Below are 11,653 nucleotides of genomic sequence, written 5' to 3'. Positions count from 1 at the left end.
ATCGCCGGTCGGCGTCCTTCCCCGCCGCCCCCGGCGGTGCGAGGCTGTGGGCATGGGTGATCTCATCGAACGGCTGCGCGCCGGGCTTCCCGCCGAGGCGATCCTCACCGACCCCGACGTCACCACCTCCTACGCCAACGACATGGCGAGCTTCTGCCCGGCCGGAGCGCCGGCCGTCGTCTGCCTGCCGCGGACCGTCGAGGAGGTCCGGCACATCATGCGGACCGCCACCGCGCTGCGGGTGCCCGTGGTGCCGCAGGGCGCCCGCACCGGCCTGTCGGGCGCGGCCAACGCGTCCGAGGGCTGCATCGTGCTGTCGCTCACCAGGATGAACCGTGTGCTGGAGATCGACCCCGTCGACCGGGTCGCGGTCGTCGAGCCCGGGGTGGTCAACGCCGCGCTGTCCCGTGCCGTCGCCGAACGCGGGCTGTACTACCCGCCCGACCCCTCCAGCTGGGAGCAGTGCACCATCGGCGGCAACATCGGCACCGGATCCGGCGGCCTGTGCTGCGTGAAGTACGGCGTCACCGCCGAGTACGTGCTCGGGCTGGACGTGGTGCTCGCCGACGGGCGCCTGATGCGCACCGGGCGCCGTACCGCCAAGGGCGTCGCGGGCTACGACCTGACCCGGCTGTTCGTCGGCTCCGAGGGCAGCCTCGGCATCGTCGTCCGCGCCATCCTCGCGCTCAAGCCGGCCCCGCCCGCCCAGCTCGCGATGGTCGCCGAGTTCCCCTCCGCGCAGGCGGCCTGCGCCGCGGTCTGCGACATCATGTCGGGCGGCCATGTGCCGTCCCTGCTGGAGCTCATGGACGGCACGACGGTGCGCGCGGTCAACGCCATGACCGCGATGGGCCTGCCCGAGTCGACCGAGGCCCTGCTGCTGGCCGCCTTCGACACCCCCGACCCGGCCGCCGACCTGGCCGCGGTGGGGGAGCTGTGCCTGGCCGCGGGCGCCACGCAGGTCGTCCCCGCCGAGGACGCCATGGAGTCCGAAATGCTGCTCCAGGCACGGCGGATGGCGCTGCCCGCGCTGGAGCGGGTCTCCACCGCCACGATGATCGACGACGTCTGCGTGCCGCGCGGCCGGCTGGGCGCCCTGCTCGACGGGGTCGCGGCCGTCGCCGCCGAGCACGAACTGACCATCGGTGTCTGCGCCCACGCCGGCGACGGCAACACCCACCCCGTCGTCTGCTTCGACGCGGCCGACCCGGAGGAGTCCCGGCGGGCCAGGGAGTCCTTCGACGCGATCATGGCGCTCGGGCTCGAACTCGGCGGCACGATCACCGGCGAACACGGCGTGGGCGTGCTGAAGAAGGAGTGGCTGGCCCGCGAACTCGGCCCGGTGGGCATGGAGATGCAGCGCGGCATCAAGGCGGTGTTCGACCCGCTCGGCATCCTCAACCCCGGCAAGCTGTTCTGAAGGCCGCGCCCGCACCGGCGCCCGGCTAGGCCTCCGGGGACTCGTCCAGCCCCGACCACGGATCGCGCAGCCACAGGTCGTCCCGCGGCTCACCGGCCGTGCCCGCGGTCGGGGCCAGCAGTTCGTCCAGGCGCTCGTCCATGGCCAGGTGGTCCAGCTCCGTCCCCGGCGGCACCACGCGCAGTGTGCGCTCCAGCCACGCCGCCACCGGCATGGACGCCGCCTCCAGCAGCGCGTTCCCGTCCGGTGAGCTCAGCGCCATGCAGATGATGCTGCGCCCGTCGGTCTTGGTCGGCCAGATCCGCACGTCCCCGTGGCCGCAGGGCCGGAACACCCCCTCGACGAGCAACTCCCGCGCGAAGGTCCAGTTCACCGGGGACTGCGACCCGATGTGGAAGGCGATGTGCACGGCGAAGGGGTCCTCGACCCGGTAGGCCAGCCGGGCCGGCACGGCGATGCTGCGCTCCGGCGACAGCACCAGGTTCATCTCCAGTTCCCGTTCCACCACGGTCTGCATGGCGTCGTCGTCCTTTCCTCGGCACAAGGCCCCTGGCGGTACTGCGCGGCGAGGTGCTGCGCGGGGCCCGCACCGGGAGAGAGCGCATTGGGCACTCACCATTACGCGGCTTCCCATGATCGGGAAGACTTTTCCCGAAGGTGTGACGGCAGTTGCATGCATGCGATACACACATGGTTCGCCGGTCGCGGCACGGCATGGCCTGACGACGGGTCACCCGCTCCCCTGGGCACCCGTCAAGCGGGAAGCGTAGCCGGTCCGGTGCGATGAAATGCCCTGGATTGCGGATCCTGGGCCGGGCCTCGTTTCTTTCTTCCGGATGGTGCGTTCTTCGTTAATGTCCTCCTTGGACCGCCGGGCGGCGGACCGGCCGAGCGCGTGGCCGTGACGGGACGTGATGGGAGTTGCCACCGATGACCTCCGGAATCAGCGGCGGGAGTGTGCCCGGCCCCGGGTACTACCCGGACCCGTCCATCCCGGGCTACATCCGGTACTGGAACGGTTCCTCGTGGGTCCCCGGCACGAGCCGCCCCGCGCCGCAGCCCGGTGAGAACCTCGCGCCGCCCACCGGTGCCCCGCTGCTCGTCCCCGGCCCGGCGGTGGCCGCCGCCCCTCCGGCACCCGTGGCGCCCGCCCCTCCCGCGCCGCCGGTGCGCCGCACCCCCGCGGTGGACGAGTCGGGCCCGATGTTCCTCGACGAGGACCCGCAGGCGCCCGCCGTCGAACGCGGGCCGTCCGTCTCGCAATGGGCGGCCGACCCGGCGCGGCAGGAGCCGTCCCCGCGGATCTCGTGGGGCGCGCAGGAGCACGGGGGCGCGCCCCAGGCCGCCGCGTCCGCCCCCGTCGCCCCCTCCGCCCCGACCCCCGCTCCCACCCCCACGTCCGCCTCCGTCTCCGCTCCCGCTCCCGCCCCGGCACCTTCACCGGTCCCCGCGCCCCCGCCGGCCCCCGGGCCGGCGCCCGCCCCGGCCATCGCCTCCGCGCCCACCGCGGGCGCCCCCGTGGCACGGGGCGCGAACCCCGTCCCCTGGGCCCAGCAGGTGCAGGAACTGGCCCGCCAGGGACAGCCCCAGGTGCCCGCGCAGAACGGCACCGCGGGCAGCGGCGGCGGGACCGGCGGACAGGCCCCCGGCACGCCCGCGCCGCGGCGGCCCGTCGCCGACGACCCGTTCGCCTCCGCGCGGGAACAGGCGCGTCCCGGCCCGCTCGGCAAGCGGCTGCTCGCCCGGGTCGTGGACTCGCTGCTCACGGGCGCGGTCGTCGCCGCGGCCGCCGTGCCACTGGGCACCGCCGCGTACGAGCACGTCCAGGACAAGATGGACGCCGCCCGGCTGTCCGGCGGGACGGTCACCGTGTGGTTCCTCGACGGCACGACGGCCACGCAGCTCGGCATCGTCCTCGGTGTCGCGCTCGTCGCCGGTGTGCTGTTCGAGGTGCTGCCGACCGCCAAGTGGGGCCGCACCCTCGGCAAGAAGCTGTGCGGCCTGCGCGTGCTGGACATCGAGGACCGGCACGCACCCGGCTTCGGCAGGTCGCTGCTGCGCTGGCTCACGCGCACCGTGCCGGCCGCCCTGCTGATCGGCTTCCTCGGCCTGCTGTGGTGCGCCTTCGACCGCCCGTGGCGCCAGTGCTGGCACGACAAGGCGGCGCGCACCTTCGTGGCCGCGGACCGCTGAGAACCGCCACCCGAACGGACCACGCCGGAGGCGTCCCCACGGCGTCCGGGTTTCACTCGGGGCATGAGCACCGACCGGCCCGAGGACCCGTTCGCGAAGCCTCCCGAGGAGCCGCAGCAGCCCTCCCCGCCGCCGCCGTCCGGGACTCCGCCGGCGAGCGGCGGGCCGTACGACCAGCCGCCCCCGGTCTACCCGGGCGGCCCCTACGGCGGCGCCCCGCAGGGCGGTCCGTACGACACCCCGTACGGCGGTGCGCCCACGCCCGACCCGCTCGCGGGGATGCCGCCGCTGGCGCACCGGGGCCGCCGGCTGCTCGCCCGCATTGTCGACGGACTGATCATCGGCATCCCCGTCTACGCGATCACCTGGGCGTTCTGGGGTGCCTACGACTACACCAGCGGTTACGGCAAGGGCTTCGCCGAGGGCGTGATCTACGCGGTGGTCTACCTCGTCTACCAGGTGCTGATGCTCACCCGCTACGGGCAGAGCCTGGGCAAGAAGCTGCTCAAGGTGCGGGTCGGCATGCTGGCCGACGGCACCAACCCCTCGACCCCGGCGGCGCTCAAACGCGAGGCGGTCTACTCCCTGGTGCCGGTCATCCCGTGCTGCGGCTCGATCTTCTGGATCATCGAGGTGCTGTGGTGCACCTGGGACAAGCCGTACCGGCAGTGTCTGCACGACAAAGCCGGGCAAACCGTGGTGGTCTCCGCGGCTTGAGACATCACCGCGACGATCGTCGCAGGGCCGTGACGTATTGCCACTATGCGACGTCATGCCCGGCTGATTTACTCACTCTATGAGTTCGAATCAACCGCCCGGTTACGGTTACCCGCAGGGCGGCTCGGGGGGTCAGGATCCGTACGGCCAGAATCCGTACGGCCAGCAGCCTCACCCTCAGGGCCAGAACCCCTATGACCAGCAGCAGCCGCCGCCGTTCCCGCAGCAGCCCGCGTCGCCCTACGGCTACCCGCAGGCGCCGCCCGCCGGTTACGGCCAGATGCCCGTGGACCCGGCCCTGGCGGGCATGCCGCCGCTGGCCGACAGCGGCCAGCGCTTCCTCGCCCGGCTGATCGACTTCGGCATGTTCTTCGTGGCGCTGATCATCCTCCTGGTGGTCACGGGCACGTCGGTCATGGACACCGGTGCCTTCCTCGTCATCGAACTGCTCGTCTTCGGCGGCCAGTTCGTCTACGAGGCGCTGATGCTGCAGTCCACCGGCCAGACCATCGGCAAGAAGGTCATGAAGATCCGCGTCGCGAAGCTCGCGGACGGCAGCGCGCCCGGCTCTGCGGCCTGGGCCCGCGCGGCGGTGTACTCCTTCATCGGCATCGTGCCCTGCGTCGGCGTCATCCTCTCGCTGCTCAACGTGCTGTCGCACCTGTGGGACAAGCCCTACCGCCAGTGCTGGCACGACAAGGCGGCCAAGACCGTCGTCGTCAAGGTCTGACCGACGGCAAGGACATGTACGACGGCCCCGGAGCGAAGACTCCGGGGCCGTTGTCGTGCCGGGGGGTGCGGCGAATCGCTCAGCGGTGCAGCGAGTGCTCCTCGACGCGCGGTTCGGCGGTGCCGCGCACCCGTGGGCGTGGGACCGGCGTGGCGGCCGGCGCACTGCGGGCGCGACGGCCGGCGGCCGGCAGGGGCGCCGTGACGGCGACCAGGACGCCGAGCAGCAGCCCGGCGGCCGCGATGACCGCGACGCCGGTGCCCGAACGTGCCTCGGACAGCAGCAGCATCGCCAGGGTCGAGAGCACCACGGTCGCGGAACCGTAGGAGATCTGGGCGGGGGTGGGACGCGGCATGGCAGATCCGTCCTCGTGTACGTCGATGGTGTCGAAGCGTCGGCCAGGGCGGTCTTTCGGGTGGCTCACAGGTGGCACGCCGTCCACCGACTCTACGTTTCGGGATGCCCGGACGGAACATCCGGTAAGCGTGACCTAACCCACGGTACGGAAGCATGGGGGGCGCAGGGGGTCGCATCGCGATCTTCGGAGGACCCAACTCTGTTCGCCGTTCAGCCGCTTGGGCAGCCCGGAACGTCCGCTATGCGCAACGGACCGGTCGCTCACCGTACTTGTCGGTCATGACCAAGTCAAGATCTGTCTTTTCTCACGTCACTCCGGTGCAATGGCCTCACCCTAGGGAGGTCAAATCACAGTGATAAGCCACCGACGGACCATCAGATCCGCCGCTCTGGCCGTGGCGATCGCCGCAATAGGTGCCGGCGCCTTCCCCGTCGCGGCAGCCCAGGCCGACTCTCAGGCCGGCGCCGTGCGGAAGGACCCGGCTCGGGCGGAGCGGGTCGCGCACGACCTGAAGGGCCCGCTGAGCGAGCGTCAGGCGTCCCAGCGCCAGCAGGCGATCGAACAGGTCATATCCGGCAAGTCCAAGGTCGAGGACCGCGGCGCCTCGGGCGTGGTGAAGCTCGGCAGGAACAAGTACGTCGAGCTCAAGCGCGAGAAGACCGACAAGATATTCGTGATCCTCGCCGAGTTCGGGGACAAGGCCGACCCCGCCTACGGCGGCACCACCGGTCCCGCGCACAACTCCATCGCCAAGCCGGACCGCCGCAAGGACAACAGCACGGCGTGGCAGGCGGACTACAACAAGCAGCACTTCCAGGACCTGTACTTCTCCAAGGCCTCCGGCAAGGAGTCGATGGCGAAGTACTACGAGAAGCAGTCCTCCGGCCGCTACTCCGTCGCCGGCGAGGTCGCCGACTGGGTCAAGGTCGACTGGAACGAAGCCCGTTACGGCAGCAACAAGTGCGACACCTGCACCTGGAACCTCGTCGCCGACGCGGTGAACAAGTGGGTCGACGCGCGCAGGGCCGCCGGTGACTCCGCCGCCCAGATCAAGGCGAAGCTGGCCGAGTACGACCAGTGGGACCGCTACGACTACGACGGCGACGGCAACTTCAACGAGCCCGACGGCTACATCGACCACTTCCAGATCGTGCACGCCGGTGAGGACGAGTCCGCCGGCGGCGGCGCCCAGGGCGAGGACGCGATCTGGGCCCACCGCTGGTACGCCTTCGGCACCGACGCGGGCGCGACCGGCCCGGCCGGCAACCTGCTCGGCGGCACCCAGATCGGCGACACCGGCGTGTGGGTCGGCGACTACACCGTGCAGCCCGAGAACGGCGGCCTCGGCGTCTTCGCCCACGAGTTCGGCCACGACCTCGGTCTGCCGGACCACTACGACACCACCAACACCGCCGAGAACTCCACCGGCTTCTGGACGCTGATGTCCTCGGGTTCCTGGCTCGGCACCGGCAAGGACGCCATCGGCGACCTGCCCGGCGACATGACCGCCTGGGACAAGCTCCAGCTGGGCTGGCTGAACTACGCCACCGCCAAGGCCGGTGCGAAGTCGACCACCACCCTCGGCGTCTCGGAGTACAACACCAGGAACAAGCAGGGCCTGGTCGTCACGCTCCCCGAGAAGACCGTGACCACGGAGCTCGCCACCCCGGCGGAGGGCACCAAGCAGTGGTGGAGCGGCAGCGGTGACAACCTGAGCAACACCCTCACCCGCACGGTCGACCTCACCGGCAAGTCCTCGGCGAGCCTGGCCCTCAAGGGCTGGTACGACATCGAGGAGAACTACGACTACCTCTACACCGAGGTGTCCACCGACGGCGGCGCCACCTGGAACGCGGTCGACGGCACCGTCGGCGGCGCCCCGCTCCCGCGCGACGCCAGCGGGAAGCCGGCCCTGACCGGCACCGCGGCCTCCTACCAGGACATGGTGTTCCCGCTCGGCGCGTACGCCGGCTCGTCGGTCAAGCTCCGCTTCCGCTACCAGAGCGACGGCGGCGTGGCCCAGAAGGGCTTCCTGGCCGACGCGATCACGCTGACCGCGGACGGCGCGACCGTGTTCAGCGACGGCGCCGAGAACGGCGACAACGGCTGGACCGCCGACGGCTTCACCGCCAAGGGCTCCACGTTCTCCTCGGAGTACCCGCAGTACTACATCGCCGAGAACCGCCAGTACGTCTCGTACGACAAGACCCTCAAGGTCGGCCCGTACAACTTCGGCTGGGCCGCGCCCAAGGACAACTGGGTCGAGCACTACGCCTACCAGAACGGCCTGCTGGTCTGGCTGTGGGACACCTCGATGAACGACAACAACGTCAGCGCGCACCCGGGCGCGGGCAAGATCCTCCCGATCGACGCCCACCCGAAGCCGCTGCTGTGGAAGGACGGCACGCTGCAGCGCAACCGCGTGCAGGCCTACGACTCCACGTTCACCACGTCCCGCACCGACGCCATCACCCTGCACAAGAACGGCGTCGCCACCCGGATCCCGAGCCAGCCCGGCAACCCGGTGTTCGACGACAAGAACACCTACTGGTCCTCCGCGAACCCGACCGGCGGTGTGAAGGTGTCCCCCACCAACACCCGCATCTCGATCGAGCACGAGGCCCGGGACGGCAGCACTATCACGATCAAGGTCGGCCCGTCCCACAAGTGATCGCACACCGCTCGAAGTGACCTGATCGGCCCCCGTCCCCTGGTGGACGGGGGCCGATCCGCAGATCATGTGCGTATGGCCAGCGGCGGGTTCACCAGGCTCCCGAGCGGCGACGTCATCGTCGCCCTCCGGCTGCCCTCGCCCGGCGGCTCACCCGACGACCACATACGGGTGATCGTCGTCTCCGCGAACCGGCAGCGCGCCCTCACCCGGCTGCGTAACCTGGGCTTTCGCACCGCCCGTCTCGCGGGCAACCTCGAACCGCCCACCGGCGACGAGATCAACGCCGTCCTGCACCACCCCGACGGCCTGGTCTGGCGCCGCATCCCCGCCGCCCCCGCCGAGCCCTGGCAGTCCATCGCGGCCCTGCTGGGCCCGACCGCCCGGCGCCCCGCCGCCCACTAGGACCGCGGCACGACCTACGCCGCGCCCACGACCGGCTTGCCCGTGAGCTCCGCGCCGGCGGCCCGCAGCTCGTCCGTCGCCCGGTCCGTCGTCTCCCGCATCACCCCGGCCGTCAGGTCCAGCAGCACCCGGGTGCGCAGACCCGCCCGGACCGCGTCCAGCGCGGTGGCCCGCACGCAGTGGTCCGTGGCGATGCCGACCACGTCGACCTCGCTCACCCCGTGCGCGCCCAGCCACTGCGCCAGTCCCGTGCCGTTCTCGTCGGCGCCCTCGAAGCCGCTGTACGCGCCCGAGTAGTGGCCCTTGTCGAAGACCGCGTCCACCGCGCCGGAGGCGACGGCCGGCGCGAAGTTGGGGTGGAAGCCCACGCCCTCGGTGCCGGCCACGCAGTGCACCGGCCAGGTGTGGATGTAGTCCGGCCGCTCGGAGAAGTGGTCGCCGGGTTCGATGTGGTGGTCGCGGGTCGCCACGACATAGCGGTAACCGGCCGCGGCGTCCCCGATGAGGTCGGTGATCGCGGCGGCCACCCCCGCGCCGCCGGCGACCGCCAGGCTGCCGCCCTCGCAGAAATCGTTCTGCACGTCCACGACGATCAGTGCCCGGTGCATCAGGGATCCGTCCTTCCGTTGCTCGCGGTCCATCGACTGTACGTACCGCGTCCCGTTCGCGGCAGGGGGCCTCACCAGCCGGCGTACTCCGTGGGCAGGGCCGGCTCGCCGCGGGAGAGCTGAGTCGCCGACAGGGGCAGACCGGCGCGCGCCTCGACGTGCCGCAGGCGCGCGGCCTCCAGCGGTTCCCGGGCGACGACCTCGCCGCCGGTCACCAGCGGCACCAGCAGCTGCCGGTCCGCCAGCGCCGCCGGCACCGGACCGGTGCCGACCACCTCGGCCTCCGCGACGCCGTCGGCGTCCAGCCGGCGCGCCGCCCACTTGCGGCCGCCGACGCTGGTCTTGCCGCCCATCGACTTCTTGGCGACCGGCACCAGGGGCGCGTCGGGGGCGTCGGAGGCGGCTCGGGCGACCAGTTTGTAGACCATCGAGCAGGTCGGGTGGCCGCTGCCGGTGACCACGGAGGTGCCCACGCCGTACGCGTCGACCGGCGCCGCCGCCAGCGAGGCGATGGCGTACTCGTCCAGGTCGGAGGTGACCACGATCCGGGTGTCCTTGGCGCCGAGGTCGTCCAGTTGCTGCCGCACCCGGTGGGCGAGCAGCAGCAGGTCGCCGGAGTCGATGCGCACCGCGCCGAGCTCGGGGCCGGCGATCTCGACGGCCGCGCGGACCGCCTCGGCCACGTCGTAGGTGTCGACCAGCAAGGTCGTGCCCCGGCCCAGCGACTCCACCTGGGCGGTGAAGGCGTCCCGCTCGCTGTCGTGCAGCAGGGTGAAGGCGTGAGCGCTGGTGCCGATGGTGGGCAGGCCGTACCGGAAACCGGCGGCCAGATTGCTCGACGAGACAAAACCGCCGACGTAGGCGGCGCGCGAGGCGGCCACCGCCGACAGCTCGTGCGCCCGGCGGGCGCCCATCTCCATCAGCGGACGGCCGGCCGCGGCCACGGCCATCCGGGAGGCGGCGGCCGCGATGGCGCTGTCGTGGTTGAGGACGGACAGCACGACGGTCTCCAGCAGGACGGCCTCGGCGAAGGAGCCCTCCACCCGCAGGATCGGCGAGCCGGGGAAGTACACCTCGCCCTCGGGGTAGCCGGCGACGTCGCCGCGGAAGCGGTAGTCCGCCAGCCACTTCAAGGTGGCGGCGTCGACGACCCGCTCGCGTTCCAGGAAGCCGAGGATGCCGTCGTCGAAGCGGAAGTTCTCCACCGCGTCGAGCAGGCGGCCGGTGCCGCCCACGACCCCGTACCGCCGCCCCTCGGGCAGCCGGCGGGTGAACACCTCGAACACCGAACGGCGGTCGGCCGCGCCGCTGCGCAGCGCCGCCTGCAGCATGGTCAGCTCGTAGCGGTCGGTGAAGAGCGCGGTGGAGGGGACGGCCACGGGCAGCCCCAGGTCTGCAGAGCTCATGGCGAGGATGCTACCCCCAACTCTCGTCAGAGTGACGATTTCTCGGGGGCCGGTTTCCCTGCGGGCGCGATCTGGTGACAGCATGGGACCCGTGAGTGTCGCCCCCGCAGAGATCGAACGGACCGAGTCGAGCGAGGCCCCCTTCGAGGCGCCGTCCCCGGACGTTCCCTGGGTGACCGTCGTCCACAACGACCCGGTCAATCTGATGAGCTATGTGACGTACGTCTTCCAGGCGTACTTCGGGTACCCGAAGGACAAGGCCACCAAGCTGATGCTCGACGTCCATCACAAGGGTCGCGCCGTGGTCTCCAGCGGCACCCGCGAGGAGATGGAACGCGACGTGCAGGCGATGCACGGATACGGGCTGTGGGCCACGCTCACCCAGGACCGCTGAGCACCACCGCACCGCTGCGCGGCACGACCGGACGCACCGCCGATCCCGCAGACCACCACCGCCGAGCACCATGAGGACGGCTGAGACACACATGCCCGGGTACTTCGAGTCCACGCCCGGTGGCACCGCCGCCGTCGCGCTCGACGAGGTCGAGATCTCCATCCTGCGCAACCTGGCCGTCCAGCTCCTGGAGCTGATCGGGCCCGGCGACGGCGACAGCGGCACCGGCGACGGCGAACCCGCCGACCCGTTCGCCGGCCTCTTCGAGGACGGCCCGACCAAGCCCCCGCAGGACCCGGCCCTGGCCCGGCTGTTCCCCGACGCCTACGAGGAGACGGCCGACTCGGCGGAGTTCCGCCGCTTCACCGAGAACGACCTGCGCGCCCGCAAGCGCGGCGACGCCCTCGCCGTGGTGCGCAGCCTCGACGCGCTGAGCCCGGGCCGCCGCGGGGGAGCGGTGCTGACCCTGACCGAGGCCGAGGCGCTGCAGTGGCTCGGGACCCTCAACGACCTGCGGCTGACGCTGGGGTCCCGGCTGGAGGTCACTGACGACGAGGAGAACGAGCTCTACCACCTCCCCGACTCCGACGAGCGCAAGCCGCTCGTCCTCGCCTACCTGTGGCTCGGCGGCCTCCAGGAGAGTCTGGTGGCCACCCTCCAGGTGTGATCGCGGAGCCCGCCGCCCGGGCTCCGCACCGCCCTCCCCCGGCACCCCCGCGTCGGCCCGCCGTACGCCCGTCGTCCGCCCTCC

General features: G+C 71.9%; 12 protein-coding genes. 8 read left to right on the top strand and 4 right to left on the bottom strand.

Going from position 1 to position 11,653, the window contains the following annotated elements:
* Positions 1-52 precede the first annotated feature (52 nt).
* Positions 53-1,420, top strand: coding sequence for an FAD-binding oxidoreductase (locus ACIP9H_RS05135; protein WP_401957562.1), 1,368 nt, complete (start codon positions 53-55; stop codon positions 1,418-1,420).
* Between the two features lie 25 nt (positions 1,421-1,445).
* On the opposite strand, the gene ACIP9H_RS05130 is transcribed toward ACIP9H_RS05135, so the two are convergent.
* Positions 1,446-1,937: an SsgA family sporulation/cell division regulator gene (locus ACIP9H_RS05130; protein ID WP_401583136.1), complete on the bottom strand. Its 492-nt coding sequence runs from the start codon at positions 1,935-1,937 to the stop codon at positions 1,446-1,448.
* 413 nt (positions 1,938-2,350) lie between these two features.
* Here ACIP9H_RS05130 and ACIP9H_RS05125 point away from each other — a divergent pair, with 413 nt between their 5' ends.
* From ACIP9H_RS05125 to ACIP9H_RS05115, 3 genes are all read left to right on the top strand, one after another.
* Positions 2,351-3,613: an RDD family protein gene (locus ACIP9H_RS05125; RefSeq protein WP_401957559.1), complete on the top strand. Its 1,263-nt coding sequence runs from the start codon at positions 2,351-2,353 to the stop codon at positions 3,611-3,613.
* Between the two features lie 63 nt (positions 3,614-3,676).
* A complete protein-coding gene (locus ACIP9H_RS05120; protein WP_401583133.1) occupies positions 3,677-4,330 on the top strand; it encodes an RDD family protein in 654 nt (217 codons plus the stop codon).
* A 79-nt stretch (positions 4,331-4,409) separates the two neighbouring features.
* Positions 4,410-5,060: an RDD family protein gene (locus ACIP9H_RS05115; protein WP_401583131.1), complete on the top strand. Its 651-nt coding sequence runs from the start codon at positions 4,410-4,412 to the stop codon at positions 5,058-5,060.
* Positions 5,061-5,139: 79 nt separating this feature from the next.
* Here ACIP9H_RS05115 and ACIP9H_RS05110 read toward each other — a convergent pair whose 3' ends face one another.
* Positions 5,140-5,415 carry a hypothetical protein gene (locus tag ACIP9H_RS05110; RefSeq protein WP_401583130.1) on the bottom strand — a complete coding sequence of 92 codons (276 nt, stop codon included), beginning with the start codon at positions 5,413-5,415 and terminating at the stop codon, positions 5,140-5,142.
* A gap of 355 nt (positions 5,416-5,770) precedes the next feature.
* Between ACIP9H_RS05110 and ACIP9H_RS05105 the strand changes: the two genes are divergently transcribed.
* Both ACIP9H_RS05105 and ACIP9H_RS05100 read left to right on the top strand, forming a co-directional pair.
* Positions 5,771-8,089, top strand: coding sequence for an immune inhibitor A domain-containing protein (locus tag ACIP9H_RS05105; RefSeq protein WP_401583128.1), 2,319 nt, complete (start codon positions 5,771-5,773; stop codon positions 8,087-8,089).
* 75 nt (positions 8,090-8,164) lie between these two features.
* A complete protein-coding gene (locus ACIP9H_RS05100; RefSeq protein WP_360906125.1) occupies positions 8,165-8,494 on the top strand; it encodes a hypothetical protein in 330 nt (109 codons plus the stop codon).
* Between the two features lie 14 nt (positions 8,495-8,508).
* Here the strand turns inward: ACIP9H_RS05100 and ACIP9H_RS05095 are convergent, their stop codons facing one another.
* Positions 8,509-9,102: an isochorismatase family protein gene (locus tag ACIP9H_RS05095; RefSeq protein WP_401583126.1), complete on the bottom strand. Its 594-nt coding sequence runs from the start codon at positions 9,100-9,102 to the stop codon at positions 8,509-8,511.
* A 71-nt stretch (positions 9,103-9,173) separates the two neighbouring features.
* Positions 9,174-10,508, bottom strand: a complete 1,335-nt coding sequence (locus tag ACIP9H_RS05090) for a nicotinate phosphoribosyltransferase (RefSeq protein WP_401583124.1) — start codon at positions 10,506-10,508, stop codon at positions 9,174-9,176.
* 82 nt (positions 10,509-10,590) lie between these two features.
* Here ACIP9H_RS05090 and clpS point away from each other — a divergent pair, with 82 nt between their 5' ends.
* Positions 10,591-10,902, top strand: coding sequence for an ATP-dependent Clp protease adapter ClpS (gene clpS / locus ACIP9H_RS05085; protein WP_401583123.1), 312 nt, complete (start codon positions 10,591-10,593; stop codon positions 10,900-10,902).
* Between the two features lie 91 nt (positions 10,903-10,993).
* Positions 10,994-11,569, top strand: a complete 576-nt coding sequence (locus ACIP9H_RS05080) for a DUF2017 domain-containing protein (protein ID WP_401583122.1) — start codon at positions 10,994-10,996, stop codon at positions 11,567-11,569.
* Positions 11,570-11,653 lie beyond the last annotated feature (84 nt).

The sequence above is a fragment of the Streptomyces sp. NPDC088732 genome (assembly GCF_044751205.1).
In the GTDB taxonomy this organism is placed as follows: Bacteria; Actinomycetota; Actinomycetes; order Streptomycetales; family Streptomycetaceae; genus Actinacidiphila.
Note: the sequence above shows the minus strand (reverse complement) of the source record. Positions and strands in the feature narration are given on the sequence as shown.